The 21,098-nt window shown below is 46.3% G+C and carries 18 protein-coding genes and 1 riboswitch; of the genes, 3 read left to right on the top strand and 15 right to left on the bottom strand.

The window, feature by feature from the left end:
* Window positions 1-36 precede the first annotated feature (36 nt).
* From tagD to BAU14_RS04735, 7 genes are all read right to left on the bottom strand, one after another.
* Entirely contained in the window at window positions 37-447 is a 411-nt protein-coding gene (gene tagD, locus BAU14_RS04765; protein ID WP_161898935.1) for a glycerol-3-phosphate cytidylyltransferase, read from the bottom strand.
* A gap of 23 nt (window positions 448-470) precedes the next feature.
* Window positions 471-1,280 (bottom strand): ABC transporter permease, encoded by an 810-nt coding sequence (locus BAU14_RS04760; RefSeq protein WP_161898934.1) that lies wholly within the window; start codon window positions 1,278-1,280, stop codon window positions 471-473.
* Between the two features lie 35 nt (window positions 1,281-1,315).
* The gene (locus BAU14_RS04755; RefSeq protein ID WP_161898933.1) at window positions 1,316-2,515 is read right to left on the bottom strand and encodes an ABC transporter ATP-binding protein; all 1,200 of its coding nucleotides are present in this window, start codon (window positions 2,513-2,515) and stop codon (window positions 1,316-1,318) included.
* A 398-nt stretch (window positions 2,516-2,913) separates the two neighbouring features.
* Window positions 2,914-3,735 carry a WecB/TagA/CpsF family glycosyltransferase gene (locus tag BAU14_RS04750; RefSeq protein ID WP_161898932.1) on the bottom strand — a complete coding sequence of 274 codons (822 nt, stop codon included), beginning with the start codon at window positions 3,733-3,735 and terminating at the stop codon, window positions 2,914-2,916.
* Window positions 3,736-3,878: 143 nt separating this feature from the next.
* Window positions 3,879-5,132, bottom strand: coding sequence for a CDP-glycerol glycerophosphotransferase family protein (locus tag BAU14_RS04745; protein WP_161898931.1), 1,254 nt, complete (start codon window positions 5,130-5,132; stop codon window positions 3,879-3,881).
* 479 nt (window positions 5,133-5,611) lie between these two features.
* Window positions 5,612-6,844, bottom strand: coding sequence for a 3D domain-containing protein (locus tag BAU14_RS04740; protein ID WP_237580408.1), 1,233 nt, complete (start codon window positions 6,842-6,844; stop codon window positions 5,612-5,614).
* Between the two features lie 259 nt (window positions 6,845-7,103).
* A complete protein-coding gene (locus BAU14_RS04735) occupies window positions 7,104-7,880 on the bottom strand; it encodes a putative ABC transporter permease (RefSeq protein WP_161898930.1) in 777 nt (258 codons plus the stop codon).
* Window positions 7,881-8,277: 397 nt separating this feature from the next.
* Here BAU14_RS04735 and BAU14_RS04730 point away from each other — a divergent pair, with 397 nt between their 5' ends.
* Together BAU14_RS04730 and BAU14_RS04725 are read left to right on the top strand one after the other, a co-directional pair.
* Window positions 8,278-10,032: an ABC transporter ATP-binding protein gene (locus tag BAU14_RS04730; protein ID WP_161898929.1), complete on the top strand. Its 1,755-nt coding sequence runs from the start codon at window positions 8,278-8,280 to the stop codon at window positions 10,030-10,032.
* Window positions 10,029-11,783, top strand: a complete 1,755-nt coding sequence (locus tag BAU14_RS04725) for an ABC transporter ATP-binding protein (RefSeq protein WP_161898928.1) — start codon at window positions 10,029-10,031, stop codon at window positions 11,781-11,783. Before BAU14_RS04730 ends, BAU14_RS04725 begins: the two co-directional genes overlap by 4 nt.
* Window positions 11,784-12,065: 282 nt before the next feature.
* On the opposite strand, the gene BAU14_RS04720 is transcribed toward BAU14_RS04725, so the two are convergent.
* The 8 genes from BAU14_RS04720 to BAU14_RS04685 all read right to left on the bottom strand — a co-directional run bounded on the left by BAU14_RS04720 (window position 12,066) and on the right by BAU14_RS04685 (window position 20,029).
* Entirely contained in the window at window positions 12,066-13,415 is a 1,350-nt protein-coding gene (locus BAU14_RS04720) for a zinc ribbon domain-containing protein (RefSeq protein WP_161898927.1), read from the bottom strand.
* Between the two features lie 242 nt (window positions 13,416-13,657).
* Complete coding sequence (locus tag BAU14_RS04715) at window positions 13,658-14,899, bottom strand: glycoside hydrolase family 3 N-terminal domain-containing protein (RefSeq protein WP_161898926.1); 1,242 nt, start codon at window positions 14,897-14,899, stop codon at window positions 13,658-13,660.
* 91 nt (window positions 14,900-14,990) lie between these two features.
* Complete coding sequence (locus tag BAU14_RS04710; RefSeq protein WP_161898925.1) at window positions 14,991-15,344, bottom strand: DUF1648 domain-containing protein; 354 nt, start codon at window positions 15,342-15,344, stop codon at window positions 14,991-14,993.
* 192 nt (window positions 15,345-15,536) lie between these two features.
* A complete protein-coding gene (locus BAU14_RS04705) occupies window positions 15,537-16,064 on the bottom strand; it encodes a folate family ECF transporter S component (RefSeq protein ID WP_202622164.1) in 528 nt (175 codons plus the stop codon).
* Window positions 16,065-16,093: 29 nt separating this feature from the next.
* Window positions 16,094-16,208, bottom strand: a riboswitch (THF riboswitch).
* Window positions 16,209-16,563: 355 nt separating this feature from the next.
* Window positions 16,564-17,172 carry a hypothetical protein gene (locus BAU14_RS04700; protein WP_161898923.1) on the bottom strand — a complete coding sequence of 203 codons (609 nt, stop codon included), beginning with the start codon at window positions 17,170-17,172 and terminating at the stop codon, window positions 16,564-16,566.
* 457 nt (window positions 17,173-17,629) lie between these two features.
* A complete protein-coding gene (gene rsmA, locus BAU14_RS04695; protein ID WP_161898922.1) occupies window positions 17,630-18,520 on the bottom strand; it encodes a 16S rRNA (adenine(1518)-N(6)/adenine(1519)-N(6))-dimethyltransferase RsmA in 891 nt (296 codons plus the stop codon).
* Window positions 18,521-18,566: 46 nt separating this feature from the next.
* Window positions 18,567-19,208, bottom strand: a complete 642-nt coding sequence (rnmV, locus tag BAU14_RS04690) for a ribonuclease M5 (protein WP_161898964.1) — start codon at window positions 19,206-19,208, stop codon at window positions 18,567-18,569.
* Between the two features lie 41 nt (window positions 19,209-19,249).
* Window positions 19,250-20,029, bottom strand: coding sequence for a TatD family hydrolase (locus tag BAU14_RS04685; protein WP_161898921.1), 780 nt, complete (start codon window positions 20,027-20,029; stop codon window positions 19,250-19,252).
* 342 nt (window positions 20,030-20,371) lie between these two features.
* On the opposite strand from BAU14_RS04685, the gene BAU14_RS04680 reads away from it, so the two are divergent.
* Window positions 20,372-21,055, top strand: a complete 684-nt coding sequence (locus BAU14_RS04680; protein ID WP_161898920.1) for a hypothetical protein — start codon at window positions 20,372-20,374, stop codon at window positions 21,053-21,055.
* Window positions 21,056-21,098: the final 43 nt, after the last annotated feature.

The following is a 21,098-nucleotide window of genomic DNA, read 5'->3' as shown; positions in this document are numbered from 1 at the left end:
CAAACTGGTTCTTTTCTTTTTGGCTCTATGATGTTCCTATTTTTTTCTTTTCTGCTCTTCTAAATCCTTCTTAATCTGTGAAGTAGAAATCTCTGGCGTTCGTGGCAGATAGACAACTGTGGCATCTGTCTCTTCTTCAACGAAGTCAAACTTACCAACCCAATCATCCCCCATCACAAAGGTATCTACATGGTATTCCTTGACATCAGAAACTTTCTGATCCCAGCTATTCTCTGGAATTACTAGATCAACATAACGGATTGCTTCTAACAGCTGCTTACGTTTTTCATAAGAGAAATAACACTTCTTTTGCTTTTCATCCCAGTTGAACTCATCAGACGACAATACGACAATCAGATAGTCGCCCATCGATTTTGCCCGTCGTAGCAGATTGATATGACCATAATGCAGTAAGTCGAATGTTCCATAAGTGATAACGCGCTTCATAACTGTTCCTCCTCAGAATTCTTTTAAACCAAATCAACAAATTTATTGCGGAATTTCAAATGCAAGTGGCTCCCCAAAATCAAGATAATCAATGTGATTCCCCAAAAGATCAAGCCGTAAGTGCCTTTTTCCCAAAACCAACGTTTAGACAAGAACGTATCTCGAAAGCCATCAATCAAGTAATAGAATGGATTTAACTTCATGATTTTTACTAACCAGATAGGCAGATTGCGGTTTTCAATATTCCAAATTGGTCCTGATAAATAAAACAACAGACGTAGCACAGATTGCAACATAATATGATAGTCACGAATTAACACTGTGATGGTAGAATTCAATACACCAAAGGCAAACAGCAACATGATCATGGCAAAGAAGTAATAGATGAATTGTAGCCAATATGCTGTAGGCATTTTACCAAACAAAAATAAAAATAGAATTGTGATTCCCATCATTGGCCAAAAGGAGGTCAGATTACTTACCATATTCGTAGTAGGCAAGATACTCATAGGAAACTTCATCTTAGAAACAATATTCACCTGTCGATAAATGCTGTTTGAACCTCCCAACATGGAGGAATTGATGAAGAACCAGACGGTAATCCCAATCATCATCCAAGCAAAAAATGGAACGCCATCAACTTTATTCCCTCCATTAACTCCAAGACCGAAAACTAGATAGTAGATTCCTACTTGGATTGCCGGATTCAGTATTTGCCAAGCTAGACCCAAATAGTGACTTTGATATGTTGCTTTTTCTTCATAGCTGGACAGCCGGAAAATTGTCCGGATGTTAACCAGCTGTTCTTTTATAATCAACCAAACTTCAGACAAAGGTGTTCCTCCTTAAAATAGGTTCAAATGAACGTTCAGTGACTTTTCTGTTGCCAATCTTCTTGGCTTTGGAAAGTATAGACAGGTACTAGAAACTTACCGTTCTTATCAGTAAGAAGTATTTGCTGCCTAGATTCTGAGGCTATTTCACTGATTGGCAGGCTGCCATTGCGATGACGCTCAATGCTGTTCCCAAATTTTTCCAATTGTTTTTGGATGAATTCGATAGGTGAGTGCATGATACCAGATAGCGCAGCGTCATTGAAGCTGACGATTGAAGCGAACATGGTAATCAGAATCGTCAATGCCAGAATGAGCTTCGTAGAGAGTGCCATCTTCTCCCCAATCTTATTACGCTGGGTTAGCGATTGGACCTTTTTAACATCTTTGCCATCCCCTTCAGCCAACTTACGTTCCATCAATTCTTGCAGCTTGAAAGACTTTTGTGCTTCTTTTTGCTCGTTTTGATATTTCACTTTATCGGCTTTGCTCAGTGTTTTGAACCAGTCGGTAAACTCTTTGTATTCTTCAATGACTTCTTCCGTCGGTCCGAATGCCTTCATCTCACCGTAGTGCATCCAGATAGTCCGATCACAAAGTTTTTGGACCTGACCTAGTGAGTGGCTGACAAAGACGATGGTCTTCCCCTGTGCCTTGAATTCTAAAATCTTGTCCACACATTTTTGATAAAAAGTTTCGTCACCCACGGACAAAGCTTCATCAATAATCAGAATATCAGGGTTTTGGTGAACAGCAATTGCGAAGCCTAGCCGCGATTTCATCCCGCTAGAGTAGCTTTTAACTGGTTGATTAATAAAGTCTCCTAGATCAGCGAAGGCAATGATATCATCCATATTTTCGTCGATTTCTTTGTGGGATAACCCGCTCATCAACGATTTCAAACGGATATTTTCGATCCCAGTCAGTTGTACTTTCAAGCCGGCACCGATGGCGATAATAGACGTGTCCCCGTTGATTTCCAATTCACCAGAAGTCGGCGGGATGATCCCAGAGATGACGTTTGACAAGGTAGACTTGCCGGAACCGTTGACCCCGATCAAGCCGACACTTTCGCCGTCATAGATGGTGAAGTCGACGCCCTTGATGGCCCAGAAGGTCTGCACATCCTGCTTACCTAAATGGAATAAACGTTTGATCTTGTCAGATTTCTTTTTCAACAGGTCAAATTCCTTGGTCAAGAGGGTCGCTTTAATCTTTACTTGATTGCTTTCCAAATGAAATTCTCCTTTAATCAGTATGCTGTGGCAAGTGGATCAGGTAGCAATAAACACAAAAAATCCGGCACCCCGCTGGTCTTGATGACGGGATCCCGGCAGTAAAAGGTCGCTCCTTTTGCTCAGCTCCGGTCGATTCCGTTTCATGGCATACCTACGATTAACGGCACTGTGTGACGGCCATTATGTTGACAGGATATTTGCCGATTTCAGCTAAGGCTGCGGGCAGTTGAGTTGAGTGTTCATATCTGATTCTTCCATTCTATTGCGACCGTCTTGTCAGACAGACGGTGCAGGTTTTATGGTGGTGGTCTTCAGCGCGGATTTCCTACTGCAAAGCCTACTCTACCAGCTTGCCCGTTTACGAACAAAGACCATTTTACCATAAAATCGACTTCTTAGCTGTTCTTTTTCACGTCACGATCTGAAGCTTGCTCTGACGGTGTTTTTAATGATTTTCCAGTGCCAACTTGCGGCTTTTTATTGCCAGCCATCTGACGCGAATGTCCTCGCATACGCCAACTTTTTACCATATATTGCAAAATTTGTATCAGGCGCTCTGGTCGTCGATATTTCAAGGAACGATAGAGCCATTCCAGATTGAGTTTGATGAAAAACTGGGGTGCTCGTTTGACAGTCCCTGACAAGACATCAAAAGTGCCGCCGACATCTAGATAGACTTTCGCATTCAGTGCGTCTACTTGTTCTTCCAAAAAGAGTTCCTGTTTAGGTGAGCCCAATGCCACGAAAAGGAAATCGGGATGGACTGCGTTAATTCGAGTGGTGATTTCATCACCAGAAAGCTCAGTATAGCCGTCGATATAGCCGACTACTTTCAAGTTAGGGTAATCGGCGGCGATGTTAGCAGCTGCCTTTTTCACGACTTCCTTTTTGGCACCATATAAGAAGATGCGGCAACCATGGGCATCGGCATAATGAAGACAATCATCCATCACATCAATCCCGGTGACTCGTTCGCGGATATTGCCGCCTAAGTATTTAGACATTTTTACTACACCCACACCGTCTGGCAAGCGATGAGTGGCACGTTGGATATACTTGCGAACCTCGGGGTACTGCTCCACCTGCATAGCAATCTGAGGATTGACACTGGTGATGATCATTTTTTTATCGGAGGCCAGATAGGCTGGCAAATCGTCGATGATGTCCTGCCGGGTGAGATTGTCCACCGGCAGACCGCTGATATATTCGGTTTCCATTTCCGGCCGCCTTTCCAGTTTTTTAAAGTAAGTGATTTACAGTCAGTCACTGACATGACAGCAACCACTGCATTGAATCTTTATGTAGCTGCCCAAAAAGCGGGCAGTTGCTTATTTTGTAACAGCATTGTCTTCATAGCCGGCTATTGTCGATTAAGCAGTTGAGCTACCAGACTCAAAAGTCGGTTTACTGCCTGCCCATCGTTGTATTGATGCCAGGTTGTGCGTACTTGATCTGCATCAAATATCTCTGAAACTGAATCTGATTTTGAAGCAGCAGTCGCAATCGTGGTTTCACCACTAGTTGTCGCAGTCTTTAGATGTTCTCCTGTTTCTGCATCAATCGTTTGCAGTAGCATTGCCAAATCAGCAGCGCTGCTAGCAATCCTCGGTTTCATCTGAATTAAGAAATTTCCCTGTAGGCCAGTAGTCGCCTGGTAATGGGCCAAATCCGGGCAAAAGAACAGGTAAGGCTGCGCTGGCTGTATCAGCATGAAATCAAACACACATGAAGAATAATCCGTAATCAAACCGTCACAATCAGCCATCAGTTGCTCCAATGTGCCCGTGGCTGTGTGGATATTATCCGCTTGCGGCATCGTTATCTTATCCGCTGCATGAGGGTGCAGTTTCACCAGGAAATCTAAATGTTTCGCCTCCTGAGCAAAGACAGCAAAAGCCTCATTGAGAACAGTGGACATTTCTTCTATAGTATCACGATAGGTTGGGACATACAATATCCTTTTCCGAGCAGACGCTGAGTTTACTGGCGTCATTTGTGATGAATTTTCGGCAATTACAGCCGGCTGAAAGGCATCCGTACGGGGGGCCCCTATTCGACAAATCACGTTATCTTTCAAACGGTAACACTCTTTGAAAACAGTCGCCATCGCTTCTGAGCCGACGACAACATGGGTAAAACTGTCATAAACCTGTTGGAACCGCCGCTGATCCCCTTGACTTCGCTGGGCTGTTTTAGGATCTCCCCAGCCGAATTCCTTGATTGCCCCAGTCGCGTGCCACAGCTGAATGATACTGCGTTGAGGTGCGGAAAGAACTGCCAACTCCGGAAAATAGTTATCCACCAAGATTACTTGTGCCTGCTTCAATTGCCGCAAGGTTTGACCCAGAAGTAGTCCTTTCGGTGTATAAACCGCTTTATTCAAAGATTGGCCCTCTGGCAGCTTGGCCTCAATGGCAGCCACAGCAGTACCCATGGCTGGCGTATAGCACAGCAAAAAGCCGCTGCCGTAATACTCAGCCAGTCGGCAAATCAGGCCGGCATCATTGTCGGCAAAACTTATGATATAGGCGACCCGCAACGGTGGTATCGACTTCTTCACAACAGCTGGGGGTATTAAATGTCGCAGCAGCTGCAGATACAATGATTTCAACATGGGAGCTCCATTTCTTTACACCTACTGAATCTCTACACAAACGTGGTTACAGGACTTTGAGCACACAACTTACTTGCGACCCCGGTATCGATGTCCGTCTTTTGGTAAAGACTCTCCTACCATTATAGAAAAAAAATAGTTATTTAGAAAGCCGCAACTGTCCTAAATCTCCCTACTATCGGACAAATATAGCTGATATTTTGACCAAGTGCTGGTCTTTGCTGTAACAACTAGCGTAAAAACGTGTCAGCCTTACCTTTTATTGCAGTAACCAGCTGCAAAACATCTCGTCAACGTTCGTCACTTGCCTCAAATCAATACCAATCAAAGTCTCTAAAGCCAGACTCATCTACCTTGGTTTTTCGGTTTCCTCATAACCAATGCGCGCAAAAAAACCACTCATGTCAGAGACAGTTTCTCTCTTTGACGCAAGTGGACTTTTTCAGCCTCCCTATCAAATAGTCAGGGGGTTCACTCAACTATTTAAACACTTTAACCTGTACACTGCGTCTACCCCAAGCGTGCATGGCATCCAGGTCCGTAATGTGGACGTCCATGATGTGACCCTTGATGGCGCCGCCGGTATCCAGTGCCACAGCGATTCCGTAGCCTTCAACTTCTACAACAGTGCCCAATGGAATGACGCTAGGATCCACAGCAACGGCCTGCGGATTGGTGCGCAGATCGGTACCAGAAGCGGTGTATGGTGAGGCACCGGCTTCCTTCCATGAATAAGCGGTGGTCTCAAATGTCATGACGGTGTAATTATCACCGGATTCAGAGCCGCTCTCATTGTTGCCACCAGTTTCGGAACCACTGTTGCCAGGAGCCGGTGTTTCAGTTGCTGGCGGTTCTTCAGAACTCTCCGGTGTTTGCGCATCCTCAGTGCTTTCGGATGTGTTGCCGGTGCTGCTATTGCCAGTGCTTGAAGCTGGTGTTTCAGTTGCGGCTTGTGATTCCTTGGCGGCCTCTTCTTCAGCTTTTTTCGCGGCAGCTTGCTCGGCGGCGGCTTTTTCAGCAGCTTTCTTTTCGGCAGCGGCTTTTGCGGCAGCTTCTTTTTCAGCGGCTAGACGAGCTTGTTCCACCTCTTTAGAAGCAGCAATGTTCGTCAAGGTGTCTTGATTTTTTGCCAACTGTTGTTGCAGATCGCTGATGCGGTCTTCCAATTCAGCGGCTTCATCTTCCAAATCAGCTTCTTTTTCCTTAAGGGTCGCTTGCTTTTCTTCAACCTCTGTTTGCAGAGCAACGAGCTTGTCTTTTTCTGCGTGAAGGCTGTCGATTTTTTCTTTTTCCGAGCTTTGCAGCTGGTTGATAGCTACAGCACGGTTGATAAAATCAGTGATGCTTTCGGCGTCTAACAGCGCCGTCCAGCTATATTCCATGCCGCCGTTGACTTGGATTGATTTCAAACGCTGGCCAACTGCGGCTTTACGCTTTTCAATCGTCTTTTCGGTGGTGACAATCTCTGCTTGGGCCTTTTTGATGGCCTGTTGGTTTTCAGCGACAGCTTTACGAGCGGCAGTCACTTTGGCGTAGGTCTCGTTGGCCGCAGTCAATGCGGTCTGGACTTCACCAGAGATTTGATTACTTTGCTTTAGTACGGCGTTTTCTTTTCGGTTCAGCTCATCCATCGTATCTGCGCTGGCTGCAACCGGCGCGACAAGGTTCAGACACAAGAGTCCAACAATTGCCACAGTCAATTTCTGCTTCAAAAATCCAACACCCCTTCAAATAACTTCAAAATCCCTTTTCAGCAACAGCTTCATCCTAATCTGTTACCATTCGGAGATTTCTCCAACGTGACTCATTATACAAATAGAAAAAGCCGAAATTGTTTCATTTTCTTAACAATTTGTTACAAGTCCTGTGCTCAGTGGAAAAAAAGGGGGGATTGCTTTGAGAAAAAACAAAAAAAGTGGGGGATTGGTCGCCCTTTCCCCCACTTTTTTAAGTTGTAACAGAATCGTAACATTACCGTTTTTTCTTTTTAAGGTCTTCTACCAGTCCCCGCAAGTCGTCCACACTCTTAACATCCTCTAATTTCAACCTGGGAAAGTTTTTTAAAAGTCGCCGCTGGTTAAAATTCAGTCGTGGCAGGCTTTCTTGCTCTTCGGGATGCTCTCGGAAATAATTGACCCATTCCAAGCGGCGTGCCACCTCTTCTTTTGAGTTTTCTAGAGATTCCTTCAGATCCTCTCGGCGTTTTTCGACAGTGCCATTCAAGCGTTTGACAGCTGCTTGGAAGGCAGTCATATTGGCCAATGTGTAGCCTAGATCCATTGAAGTGATGCACATTAACAGGACCGGCAGCCAAAAACCAAAGCTTGCCGAGAGCCAGCTTTCGATGCCCAAGACCCAGGGATTCACTACTTTGACGATCAACACACAGCCCAATCCCCAAAACAGCGATACCGGAATAGCAACGCGACCATTGATATTCAGTGGCACGCCTTTGTAATCCCACCAGGATGCATGAAACAGTTTTTCCAATGCAAAGCTGGTGACATATTCCAAAACTGTGACCAAGAGAGCCGCACCAAAATACAAGAGCACCAGATTGTCATGAAATGGCCGTAAAAAATACAGCACCGCTAAAATTCCGAAACCGTAAATAGGGGTGATTGGTCCCACCAAAAAACCTCGATAAACGAAGTGCTTGGCTTTGATGGAGCAAAAAACCGTCTCCCACAGCCAGCCGATAAATGAATAGATAAAAAATAAGAGCACGACGCGAATAAATTCTTCCATAAAATCCCTCCTGCTTGTCTGTCAGTTTTCACAACCTGCTAGTATGAGCCAGCTCAGCGTTATGTTGTGAGAACTGACGGTTTCGCATAATTATCATAATTATATAGTAGTTTTTCTGCCATTAGAAACAGCGGCACTGTTTTCAGTATAACGTACTTTTCCGACAAGAGACACTGAGACAGGCTTTTTCTCAAAATCAGTGCTCCTCTTGAATGCAACTTTTCCACGACACTGGTTTCTGACACTTTTTTTGCGATTGTAAGCGCCGTTCTTTGAGTAAACTTGGCAAAATTCAAGGGCGCCACTCTTTTTTCTATCCCGTTTTTCCGCTAGAATGAAGAAGATCATAACAAACGGCTGGTGTTTTCTATCAGTCGCAAAATGAGGGAGTGGCGACATGATCCGATTATTGAACTATGCCAAAGATTATCGTAAGCAGATCATCTTAGGGCCTTTTTTTAAATTTCTCGAGGCGGTCTTTGAGTTATTTTTACCGCTTTTGATGGCACGATTAGTAGACCAGGGCATCCGGGCCAATGACGCCGGCGAGGTTTGGCGTATGATGGCTGCCATGCTTGCTTTGTCGGTGGTTGGGCTAATATGCGCTGTCATCTGTCAGTATTTTGCTTCAGTGGCTTCGCAAGGCTTCGGCACCGAACTCCGCAACCAGTTGATGGCAAAAATCAACCAGTTGTCTCACCGGGAACTGAATACATTTGGTACCGATACGCTGATTACCCGCACCACCAACGACATCAATCAACTCCAGCTGGCTTTGGCGATGCTGATTCGGCTAGTGGTACGAGCTCCCTTTCTCAGTGTCGGGGCAGTCATCATGGCCTTTGTGATCGACTGGCAAGCAGGCCTGGTCTTTTTGATCACGTTACCGGTTTTCTGCCTCGTGTTATTTTTCATCATTCGTTCTACAGTACCATTGTATAAAAAAGTGCAGCAAACTCTCGATCGCTTAAATGAACTGGTGACTCAAAATCTCAGTGGTGTTCGAGTGATTCGAGCCTTTGCCCGCCGCCAACGAGAAGTGGGCCAGTTTGACGAAAGTACCGATGAATTATCAAGGATTTACATTCGGGTCTCCAACATTTCAGCACTGCTGACGCCGGCCACTACCTTGATTATGAATCTGGGGATTTTGGTATTGTTTTATCTGGGAGGCTTCAAAGTCCAATCCGGCCGCCTAGAACAGGGACAGATTCTAGCATTGGTCAACTATATGAACCAAATGCTCTTGGCCTTAATCGTGGTTTCCAATCTGGTAATCATCTTCACCCGGGCGGCAGCCTCCGCACAACGGATCAACGAAGTCTTAGATGTAGTCCCGGCGATTGCGGACTCCCCTCTTACAAGTGCCTCCACGTCATCTACTAAACACCCATTACCACAAACGAATCCTGCCGGGGCTGACATTCGCTTTTCTCATGTAGATTTTCGCTTTGCGGATAACTATGGGCTGGTGCTAAAAGATTTAAACTTCACCATAACACCTGGCACGACTGTGGGAATTATTGGTCCCACCGGCAGCGGCAAATCAGCCTTGACCCAATTAATTCCCCGCTTTTACGACGTCGCTGGTGGCAGTGTGCAAATGGACGGCGTGGACGTGCGGGACTGGCCCCTTGAGCAACTGCGGCAGCAAGTCGCACTAGTGCCTCAGACAGCGGTTTTATTCACCGGCACAATTCGAGACAATCTCCGTTGGGGCAAAGCAGATGCTACAGATGAAGAATGTTGGCAAGCACTGACTTTAGCCCAAGTTGCAGATTTCGTCCAACAACTGCCCCAAGGTCTCGATACCCCCATTTTTGAAGGCGGTAAAAATTTCTCCGGCGGTCAAAAGCAGCGCTTGACTATCGCCCGTGCAGTGATTGCCCAACCACCACTATTGATTTTAGATGATTCTCTAAGCGCTTTGGATTACCAGACGGACCTGCAACTACGCCAAGCGCTGCGGCAACAGTTGCAAGGCACGGTTTTGATTATTTCTCAACGGGTGCGCTCCATCCAAGAAGCACAACAGATTCTCGTGTTGGAAGAAGGCAAGCTAGTCGGTAGCGGAACTCATGATTCGCTGTTGGCAACCAGCCGCGAATATCAAGCGATTGTGGCATCGCAGGAAGAAGGTGGTCTTTCATGAAAACGAGATCAATGGATTGGCCCTCATTGCGGCGTTTCATGCCTTATCTTCTTTCCTACCCCGTGTACTTTGTCTTGGCTATGATTTTAGGCGTAGTGGCCGGTGGGACTTCTGTCTTCATGACATGGCAGATTGGTCATGGAATTGATCAGCTGGTAGGAGCCGGTCAGGTCGATTTTGCCGTTTTGTATCAGGTTCTGATACAGTTCGCCAGTGTCGTGTTGCTCACGGTAATCAGTCAACTATTCATTCAACGGCTGGGAAACAAGGTGGCCTATCTGGCGGCGGCTGACCTGCGTCAGGAAGCTTTTCGTCATTTGAACACACTGCCTTTGCGTTATTACGACCAGACATCTCACGGCAATATCGTCAGCCGTTTTACCAATGACATGGACAACATCTCCGTCGCGGTGTCAGCCGTCTTTAATCAAGTCTTCTCTGGATTGGCTGTGGTGATAATCGCATTGATTGTCATGCTGAAGATGAGTCCGGTACTGACGCTGGTCGTTTTGTTGGCAACTCCGATAATCTTTTTAGTGAGTTGGTGGGTTGCCCGCAACTCCCAGGCGGATTTCGTCGCCCAACAAGAAATCGTCGGACAGATTTCCGGCTTTGTCACCGAAATGGTAGGAAACCAAAAGATTGTTAAAGCCTTTGGTCACGAAGCAGCCAATCAGGCGGCCTTTGAAGCTCTGAATCAAGAGCTTTACCAGCGGGGACAAAAAGCGCAATTCTCCTCTTCCCTCACCAATCCCATGTCGCGTTTTGTGGACCATTTAGCCTATGTAGCTGTCGGATTTGTCGGTGCTTTGCTGTTACTTGGCGGCAGTACACTGGTGACGGTGGGAATGATTTCCAGTTTCACCATTTATGCCAGCCAGTTTACTAAGCCTTTCATTGAGCTGTCTGGGATTACTACGCAAATCCAGACCGCCATTGCTGGGATGAAACGGGCCTTTGAAATTTTGGATCAGCCATCGGAAACTCCGGATAGCCCAGATGCTGTGGTCTTGAAACAAGTCAAAGGGGCAGTGGCTTTTGAACAGGTTGACTTCGCTTATGATTCCGCACAGCCTTTGATTACTGATTTCAGCTTCCGAGCAGCACCTGGCGAAACCGTAGCAATCGTGGGCAAAACGGGTGCCGGTAAATCGACACTGGTAAATCTGCTGATGCGTTTTTACGATGCTGACCGCGGTCGGATTACCGTTGACGGCCACGACATCCAGCAAATTACTCGCGATAGCCTACGCCAAAGTTTTGGCATGGTTCTTCAAGACACTTGGCTTTTTGAAAGTACACTGCGGGACAATCTCACTTACGGCAATCCGGCGGCTACCGATGATGAAGTCTGGACTGCCTTGAAAAAGACTTATATGTATGAATACGTCATGCGCCTGCCGGACAGACTGAACACAGTTATCGGTGAGCAGGGCATCAAAATTTCTGATGGGCAGCGACAGTTGCTGACGATTGCCCGTACGATGATTGCTAAGACAGCTATGCTGATTTTAGACGAAGCCACCAGCTCCGTGGATACCCTCACCGAGCGCAATATCCAAGCGGCCTTTCTGGAAATGATGAAAGGTCGGACCAGCTTTGTCATCGCTCATCGGTTGGCAACAATCCAAGCAGCCGATCACATTCTTGTGATGGATGCCGGCGCTATCGTAGAACAAGGAACCCATGAAGAATTATTGGCAAAAAACGGCTACTATACCCGCTTGTATCGAGCCCAATTTGAACAGTAAACCAGCAGATGAAAAATTCCTTCAGAAAATGGCGGATAAAACAAACAGACAAGCAGCTTCCATTAACGATTAGTGGCGGTTACTTGTCTGTTTTTTTATAAAAATTACAGTCCTGACTAACTTTGATTCTCTCAAGGAAAATCAGGTCTTTTTCTTTTGTGGCCCCAGAGTCAACAATCGTCGCAGCTGTTTTTTAGCGGCCGTTTTCGATTTAAGTGTTCGTCATTTATCATGGAAATTTGCTTTGTATCCCAGCGCAGATTATTTTTCCTGCGATCTTTTTCAATAAAATGGTGCATTGTTTTGATTGAAGAAATCTTCATAGCCGGTAGGTAGTTGCTGGCGAATCGGCAAATCCGGCAACACGCCAGCTACAAAAATCCGCCCCACCAGAATCAGTAAAAGCAAGACGACCAACATCGTCACACCCGCAGTGTAATAGCGGTTGGCGCGGCCACTGAGGTTTGGCGTGTGCCAGAGATTGCCCACAAAAGAAACCAGCATCAAAAACAGATTGATAATCACCGCCATCAGTCCCACCGCCGGCACGCGTACAAAAACCGGTGCCAACAAGACCGAAACTAAACTGGTGCAGACCGCTAAAGAAGCCGGTGCCATAAGCTCTTCGACAGCTTGCCACCAAGTCAGAGGTCGTTGATAGATTCGCGTTGCTGCCACATAATATGCGCCAAATGTGATGGCAAAACCGGCAATCAGCGCCAGCAGAATTTCAAAAAAGAACACCAGGCCTGGTCCTTCATACACATAGTGAAGCCCGAAAAGATCCAATTGTGCCAATATCCGCTGTAGCGCTGCCGTCGCAGAACCGCTGAGAACCAGCGTATTGGTCAAAATTACGATCACCAAACTGGCCGCCGCAAAACCCGGCTGTTGCGACTTCTGATTGAGTCGCGGCTCTTTGACATGCTCTTTCAAATAGCGCAGATAGCCTTTCAAATACTCAAAGGAACCCCATATAGGAGTAGCGGCTTCTTCTGATGACACCTCCTTAGCGTTGGCAACCGCTTCGGTAGTGGGTTGGTCGCCTAGTTCAGCAGCTGTATCGGATTGCCCCTGATTCCTCGGTTCAGTGAATTCCGTGGTTGCCGTCTGTTCAGTATCTTTTGTGGAATTTGTAGAAATTTCTGACGTGGGTTCTCCTTCTTTCAGCTCGACAGTAGCAGCCGATTCTGATAGTTTTTCGTCACTTGGTATCTCTGCCAACTCAGCCGTGGTTGCCGTTGCTGATGAGTCGCCTGCAAAAGTGACCGTCGATGCAGCTTGCACCGGTGGGGTTGCATCAGTGGCAGGCGCTCTTTTTTCCTCGGTCAATTTAGTTTCTACTGGTAATTCTGAGGAATCGGTGGCACCAATCAGCTCCCCACTTTCAGAAACCCCCGCCATTTTTGCTGCCTTTGAGGAATCATTAGGTGTCTCTGAGGTAGCAGTGTTGATTTCTGACGACGTTTCGTCGTCAGTGGGCCTAACTTCAATCGCTGCTTTTTCTAGCGCTGGCGTAGCCTCTGGGGTAATTTGAGCTACTTCTTTTTCGGTTTTTTGTGCTGCTCCACAGACGGGGCAAAATTGAGCTTTGGCGGGGATTTGCGCCCCGCAATTTTGACAGATTTTCATGGTCTTCGTCCTTTCAGCAGGTAGCAGCAAAGAGTCTCGCCGCCCTGCAATCGTCAACTCATCATAACACAAGGCCAGCAAACAAAAAAACCGTTCTCACCAGGAGAACGGTTAGATAGGATAGTGTCAGCAAAGCTCAGATTTTGCAGACTCGTGGACATCAATACAGGGTAAACAGGCAGTTTACATGTTGCCACGACTCTGCTGTTTAGAAGACAGCTAATCAAAAAACTGAGCTTCGTTTAGATACTCTCCAAAAGCCCCAACTGTTTTTTCCACGTAAGAACGCGGCGTACAGAGGCATCCAATTGTTTTTCACTGTACTCACCATTTTCCACAGCGGTGATAATTCGGGGAATCTGGATTGCATAAGTCGAGGACAAGATCAAATCATTTCCCGCTTGCAACGCAGCCAAACCCGCTTCTTCTTGAGAAATAAAATCTGCCAGCCCTGCCATATCCATGTCATCAGTCATGATTACTCCCTCAAATCCCAGTTCCTGGCGTAATACTTTGTGGACAGCTGCAGAGATGGAAGCCGGCTTAGTGGCATCAATGGCGTTGACAATATTATGGGACACAAGCACACTGTCTGCTCCAGCTTTAATACCAGCAACAAAAGGTACGAAATCATTGGCCTTTAACTCCGAAAGTGGCCGCTCATCAGTGACAATCGACGTATGGCTGTCAGCGTTATTGCCATAGCCGGGAAAATGCTTCATAGTAGAGCCGGAATGGGCTTCTTGCAGCGCTTGTACCACCGTGGTTACATAAGTTGCAGTTCCTTTAGCATCCTGTCCAATGGTGCGATCATAGATGAACGCGTTGGGATCAGTCGCCACATCTGCCACTGGAAACAACCCGGTGTCGATACCAAAGGCCTTCAATTGACGGGCTTTGATCAATGTATCGTCGGTGATTGCCTGCCAGCCGCCCTCGGCATACAACGTCTGAGGCGAAGAATAAGGCGGATACACCAACTGAGAATTGCGGCTGACACGGCTAACCGTGCCCCCTTCTTCATCAGCTCCGATTAATAACGGGTACTTAGAGGCTGTTCGATACTCCTGAATCTTCGCCGTTAATTCGTCAGCCGTAATGCCTTCCACATCGCGACCAAACAACAGGTAGCCTCCCAAGTGATACGTCTGCAACGCTTCAATCTGGCCACTTTCCGGCACCCGCGCTAAAAACAGTTGACCAACTTTTTCTGCTACAGTCATCTCAGACAGCAATCGATTCACCGGATCGTCAGCTTCTGTGTCTGACTCTGAGGCAGCTGAGCTTTTATTGTCAGCTGTTCCACTTGCCGATTGCTCACTTTTCCCCTGATCTGAGGATGCGTTAACAGCAGCGGTGCTATCCGATGCGCCACTTTCGCTGTTTTTCCCGATCCCGGTAAAAAAGTAAATACCGGCAGCAATCGGAACTACGATTAAAGCAGCCAGCCCTAACACCAGCAGAATTGATTTAAATGCTCTCATTTTCATCCTCCAAAATTTCAACTACTTTTATGATAGCATACTCCCAAAGACTGTGGGGTACTGTGATTTTTCATCCGTCAAAACTACTCGGTCATCTGCTGGCAAGCGAAAGATAAATAACTGAAAAATAGACTGTCCCCAAACATAAAACTAAAAACAACAACCCCGAAAGCCAAATCAAAACTCGTCGCAAACCAGGAAAAGAATAGGCTTGAAGCTTCTGCAGCTGCACTGGCCACGACAAGGCGAATATCAAATTAGTCACCGGCAACAAAAAAATCGTTTGCTTGGGACCATAGCCGTCAATTTTACCTAATCCTGTCATATGTACGGGCACCCTAGTAGGCAATCGCAAATAAATCACCCCATAAAGCAATACTAATCCTCCTGCCAAAACAACACTGACAAGTCTCATTTTACGGAATATCCCTGAAAACTCCTGCATCTTGAACGCCTCCTTTTTCTGTTCGATTACAGTCTAATTATACAACAAACTTTTGCTATTCCTTTGAAGCTGTCTGTTAAACCTTGCGCCCGAAGCATCTCAGCAGTTTTCGATTCAAATAGAAAAACCGCAATCCGAAATACGGATCACGGCTGTCAGCGTTTGGGATGGTAACGCCGAAATTTGCGCCCTTTATGCGAAACGTTTGGCCAAACGTTTGTAAGGGATCGCGCGGCCGACATAATACAGCATCGTCGTTTGGACCGGCAGCATCACTGCAGCTTTCGCCAGACGGACACTCCAAAATGCCCAATTCAACGGTACTTGATACATCATGTGCAACCACAACGGCGTCAAAATCAAAGTGATCAATAGAGTATTGATCAGTGTCACCAAAAAAGCACTCTTTACGGTGACTTCCTTGCGATAGAAGAACCAACCATACAACAGGCCTCCAATCACAGCATTCAGTGTAAAACCGGGAAAATACGGCGCTTTGGCAAAAAAGCCCATGCCTATGACATCCGCCAAGCCCGCCCCCACACCAGACCAAAATGGTCCAAAGAGCATCCCCATCAGCATCTCTGGGACAAATTGAAAACTGATTCGCAAAAAGGTCGTATCGAACACAAAGATTCGTGTCAACACGATCACCATCGCAATCAAAAGTCCCATCAGCGCAATCTTGTGGGCATCCATTTTTTGTTTCATCGTCAGCATCTCCTTTAGTAAGAGCTGCCGCAGTTCTCTGCAGCGAATGCGGAAACAAAACCGCGAAAGACAAGCCGGCCAGACTTCTCCTTCTTCGTCAAAGAGGCAACATCCCATCCTCTAAGCACTTAACGCTTCATTTCCTACTCTGGAATTTGTTCAGGCCGATGATGCCTGTCCAAGGCAAATATAGCACGCTTCACAAACGAGGACAATTCTTTGAGCCATTCATTTCCTACTTTTTCCTGTAACTTTCGGAAATTGAGATGAAAATAGTATTTTTCCAAGTCTATGACGACTCAGCAGCACCATCCAAGGTGAATATTGTCGTTTCACCAACGCAGCTGCCCTCTTACATTTTTAGTGAGAAGTTATCTCCCTGTACAAAAAATACCGATTCAAGCAACCTCACTGTCTGCTTGGATCGGTATTTTTTTAAGATCTGAACTAGCCAATATTTTGGCAAGGAAAGCTTGGATCGGATTAATCTTTTTCTGTCAGTATTTTCTTAGGCAGCTGATTTTTGACGGAACAACGTCTTGGCTGCGGTAAAGACTGGAATTGTGAATTGCTTGCTAACCGCCGCTGTCACAAAATAAGCGATGTTGTAATCCACCAAAGAATGGATCAGGCCGCCTATGCCCATCAGCACAAAGAAGAAGTAAAAAGCGCCGCCTTGATAGCTGCCGATGCTGCCGCTATCCACTAAATTGAAAGCTAGAACTACCAATACTTCCACTGCACTATGGATCAAGCCAATCACCAAATTATACAGTTGAAAGCGAGGATTAATCAATTGAAATTTGCCCTTTGTTAGCACCGTTTCCGGATGTTTCTGCAAATACCACGCCCCCAAAACAGCAAATACCAGATGGCTTGCTGCCCGCAACGTGATGATGATGGGCAAGCTACTCATAAAGAAGCCGATGGTGGTGCCAATAGCCACCATCACCGCCAAAAGTGGCGAGAAGAACATTGCGATAAATAACGGCACATGGCTACCCAGCGTAAAGGAAGCCGGTCCGATAACAACTTTGGGCATCACGTTAGGAATCAAGATTGCTAAGGCGATCAACAGCGCCCCAATAGTAATTTCACGCACTGACATTTTTTTCATTTTGACATTCCTCCATTTATTTACAACGAAAACTTTTTCTTCAACCAACGACCAAATACTATTTCATAACACGTCATCTTTCCTGCCAATCACTGTCATGACAGTTTGGATTGGCTTTATTTTAAACGGACACCGCCAACCTGTCAAGACAGATTGTGAAATGGATGCAATTTTTATGTAAATTTTCACATGCCGACTATATTTCCGCTAACGTGGATATTCAATACAGTAGGCTGCTGTTGGTCCTGGGGTTCGATTCTGACGCAAACGCCCCTCTCTTCTCTCAACAGATTTCCGAAAAAAACATCCCAGAACGCACAAAAAAGCCTCAAACTATCAAATCATCAGTAGTTTGAGACTTCTTTTAATTTTTCAGAGGATCACAAATGCAGTTGCCTATCAGTAATCTAGCGCAATTTTCCGTTGATTTGTCGCTACCTGATACTGTGGCTAACGATTAATTGCCAGTTTTCAGTGCTTCCATAGCATTGCTGAGGCGTGCAAATTCTTCTAGCGACAAGGTTTCCCCCCGGCGTTTGGGATCGATCTCAGCTTGCTCCAAGCTGGCGGTCAACCACACTTTCGCAGCATCGTCTTTGCCATAGCTGTGCAACAGGTTGTTCCATAGTGTCTTGCGTCGCAGTTGGAAGGCGGCTTTGGTCAATTTGAAGAACTCTTTTTCACTAGTGACTGTTACCGCCGGTTGTGGACGTCGGGTCAATTTCAAGATAGCAGAATCCACATTGGGCTGTGGTACGAAGACGGTCTTTGGCACGATGAAAGCCAATTTAGCTTCCATATAATACTGGACAGCAATGGTCAAAGAGCCGTAAGCCTTAGTTCCAGGAGCAGCCGAAATCCGATCTGCTACTTCTTTTTGCATCATAACGACCATTTCCGCCACCGCCAAATCTGATTCCAAAAAGTGCATCATGATTGGCGTAGTGATGTAATAAGGCAAGTTAGCTACCACTTTAATCGGCAATTCTTTTGTAAAGACTTCTTTTGCTACTTGGGGCAGATCCGCCGCCAGTACATCTTGATGGCGCACTGTCACATTGGGGTACTCCCGCAGCGTATCCTGCAAGACGGGAATCAAACGATCATCAATCTCAAAAGCCAGTACTTGATGCGCGCTACGGACGAGATGCTCTGTCAAAGCACCAATCCCCGGACCAACTTCGATGACATTGGTGTTTTCGTCAATGTCGCCGGTTTCCACGATTTTACGCAAAATATTTGGCTCTGTTAAAAAATTTTGTCCTAAACTCTTTTTAAAAGTGAAGCCATGCCTTTTCAGAATTTCTCTGGTTTTGGAAGGGGTGGCGATATCACGGTTATCTTTCATATTCGTCCTCGTTTTCTTATACTTATACGACTAGCGGTAGCTCTAATCAATTTTCGTCGACCAGTTGTGCTTCAACGGTTGTCATTGCTGCAGCCAGTTCTTCTTCTGTTATTCGAAACATAGCGAGCCGTTTTTCCAATTGTTTGGAGTTCGTGTAGCCGATTCGCAATTGGTCTCCCAACTTTTCACGACGGGTCTTTGCTCCAGCTCCGGCTATTAAACCATATTCCATCAAGACTTGTCTAGGTATTCTCGGTTCTGCAGCTACCTCTTCCGCTGTCAATGGAGTCACAACTTTTCGCAGAGCTTCTACAATGGCATGATCTGAAGCATGTTCGACACCGAGACTGCCGCGATTGTTGCTAGGTGCTGCTTGCCCGCGAGACAAAAAAGCATGCTTGGCATCCGGTACCGCCTCCATGATTGTCTTGCGAATCTTCTCACCGGAAAAATCAGGATCAGTGAAGACAATCACCCCTCTGGTTTCTTGCGCATGCTCGATTTGAGCCAAGATTTCCTCATTGATTGCTGATCCAATCGTTTCAATCGTATCGGCAGTCACCACTTCTTGCAATCGTCGAGTATCATCTTTGCCTTCAACCACGATGATTTCTTCGATTTTTAGGCGTTCTATTGGTTGGCTCAGTTCGCCTGCCAGACTTTGCTGTCGTTGTTTGTTCTGCCGCATTTGCCGCTGATTGGTTTCTGTCATCTACACATTCTCCCTTCTTATTTATCAGTCATAGGAATTTTGAACAGTCGGTGAGCATTCTCCCAAGTGATTTTGGCGACTTCTTCGGTTGCCATTCCCCGCAGCTGTGCGATTTTCTCGGCAACGTAAAACGTATACCCCGGCTCATTGCGCTTTCCTCGATAGGGCATTGGTGCCAAATACGGTGCATCCGTCTCTACCAGCAGCCGCTCCAAAGGCACTCCCGCAGCCGCTTCTTGTACATCAAGTGCTTTCTTAAAAGTCACCACTCCGGAAAAGGAAATATGCATACCCAAGTCTAAAAAGCGCTGCGCCCATTCCAGATCGCCACTGTAGCTGTGCATAATGCCGCCGATATCCCGCACATCTTCGTCCTTCAAGATGCGATAGGTATCTTCTGTTGCCTCTCTCATGTGAATGCTGATAGGTAAGCCGTGTTCTTTAGCAACTGCAATCTGTCGGCGAAAAACCCGTTCTTGCACCTCTTTAGGATCTTCCATCCAATGATAATCAAGGCCAATCTCTCCGTAAGCAACTACTTTTGGAAGCTCCAACTGTTTTTCCAACTGTTTTTCTACCTTTGCGGTATAACTACCGGCTTCAGTCGGATGCCAGCCGATAATGCTGTAGACTCCGGGAAATTGCTGATTGAGTTCCAACGATTTTTCGATGGTGGGACCGTCAAAACCCACGACTGCCATCTTACTTACCCCCAACTCCTGGGCGCGGGTAACAACCGCTGCTTCTTCGCCACGAAACTGTTCAGCATTCAAATGCGTATGTGAATCAAAAATCATAGGTCATGCTCCTGTTCTTTGACGGCACTGCCGCTCTTTTCCTTCCTACTTTAGCACAAATGACTGGAAAGAAAAACGGACAGCGCCCCTCTTGGAAAAATCCCCACAAAACCCCGCCTTCCCACGAATGCCGGAAAACGACAGTTATTGCTGTCGGAGCCACCTCCTGCCCATTTTCTGAAGCTGACGAGCTCTTGTTTTTGCCCCTTTCTTCAGCTAGCTGGCAGAGATCAGAACCCTCAATCTGTAAAATCCGTCTGCAGCCGGATTTTTTCCAATCCTGTTTCTTCTATAATAGGTAGCGGAAATCATGACATGATTCATTAAAGGAGGTTATTGTTGATGGATCGATTCGAACAACGTTATCCTACGGTTGCCGCTTGGCTGCGTCAAAAAAAGGCAGCCCATCCTGATCGTCAAGAACAGGGAATCAGTCATTGGCTGATGTTAGGTACATTAGCTGCCTTGACAGCAGCTGATTTTCGTTGGCAACTGTTAGGTCTAGTTCTGATAGTTGCATTGACTGCACTATTTCGCGGCCCTGGTATGCTACTGGCGGCTGCATGCTACGCCGCCGTAATCGGCTTTTTTCCACCCTTAGGACTAGTGCTGACTGCCGTATTCTTTTTACTTTCCTTATGGCAGCTGCAAAAAAGCTGGCGTTTCTATTTATTTGCAGGCCTATTCTACAGTTGGCCGTTAGGAGTATCTGCGCTGGAAGCTTTTGGAGTTTTAGGCTCGGACCACCTGACAATAGCCGTTACGGTGGGCTTGGCACTACTTTGGGGTCACTTGAGTTTGACAGCCTTGTATCACCGTGGCTTGGACAGTCGCAGCCTGGCTTTGGCGCTTTTCCAAGCACCTTTTGACTTTCTGCTACTGTTTTTGCCTCGCCGCGTTAAAAGCAAAATCGCACCCGATTTTACATCAGCCCGCCGTACAGCCGTGGATCGCTATTCAAAAAACACCTTTACTACCAGCTACAGAAAAAATACGCCCCGTGTTTTTTTCAAAACAAAAAAATAACTTTTCACTGATATTTTTGAACAGCCTTCGTCCCCTGAGCGCC

Origin of the sequence: Candidatus Enterococcus leclercqii (assembly GCF_009933135.1) — a bacterium.
Taxonomy (GTDB): domain Bacteria; phylum Bacillota; class Bacilli; order Lactobacillales; family Enterococcaceae; genus Enterococcus_C; species Enterococcus_C leclercqii.
Note: the sequence above shows the minus strand (reverse complement) of the source record. Positions and strands in the feature narration are given on the sequence as shown.

Bases quoted from the DNA above. Each gene is read 5' to 3' on its own strand.
- tagD (WP_161898935.1), bottom strand. From the start codon at position 447: ATGAAGCGCGTTATCACTTATGGAACATTCGACTTACTGCATTATGGT.
- BAU14_RS04750 (WP_161898932.1), bottom strand. From the start codon at position 3,735: ATGGAAACCGAATATATCAGCGGTCTGCCGGTGGACAATCTCACCCGG.
- BAU14_RS04745 (WP_161898931.1), bottom strand. From the start codon at position 5,132: ATGTTGAAATCATTGTATCTGCAGCTGCTGCGACATTTAATACCCCCA.
- BAU14_RS04735 (WP_161898930.1), bottom strand. From the start codon at position 7,880: ATGGAAGAATTTATTCGCGTCGTGCTCTTATTTTTTATCTATTCATTT.
- BAU14_RS04730 (WP_161898929.1), top strand. From the start codon at position 8,278: ATGATCCGATTATTGAACTATGCCAAAGATTATCGTAAGCAGATCATC.
- BAU14_RS04725 (WP_161898928.1), top strand. From the start codon at position 10,029: ATGAAAACGAGATCAATGGATTGGCCCTCATTGCGGCGTTTCATGCCT.
- BAU14_RS04720 (WP_161898927.1), bottom strand. From the start codon at position 13,415: ATGAAAATCTGTCAAAATTGCGGGGCGCAAATCCCCGCCAAAGCTCAA.
- BAU14_RS04715 (WP_161898926.1), bottom strand. From the start codon at position 14,899: ATGAGAGCATTTAAATCAATTCTGCTGGTGTTAGGGCTGGCTGCTTTA.
- BAU14_RS04710 (WP_161898925.1), bottom strand. From the start codon at position 15,344: ATGCAGGAGTTTTCAGGGATATTCCGTAAAATGAGACTTGTCAGTGTT.
- BAU14_RS04705 (WP_202622164.1), bottom strand. From the start codon at position 16,064: ATGCTGACGATGAAACAAAAAATGGATGCCCACAAGATTGCGCTGATG.
- BAU14_RS04700 (WP_161898923.1), bottom strand. From the start codon at position 17,172: ATGAAAAAAATGTCAGTGCGTGAAATTACTATTGGGGCGCTGTTGATC.
- rsmA (WP_161898922.1), bottom strand. From the start codon at position 18,520: ATGAAAGATAACCGTGATATCGCCACCCCTTCCAAAACCAGAGAAATT.
- rnmV (WP_161898964.1), bottom strand. From the start codon at position 19,208: ATGCGGCAGAACAAACAACGACAGCAAAGTCTGGCAGGCGAACTGAGC.
- BAU14_RS04685 (WP_161898921.1), bottom strand. From the start codon at position 20,029: ATGATTTTTGATTCACATACGCATTTGAATGCTGAACAGTTTCGTGGC.
- BAU14_RS04680 (WP_161898920.1), top strand. From the start codon at position 20,372: ATGGATCGATTCGAACAACGTTATCCTACGGTTGCCGCTTGGCTGCGT.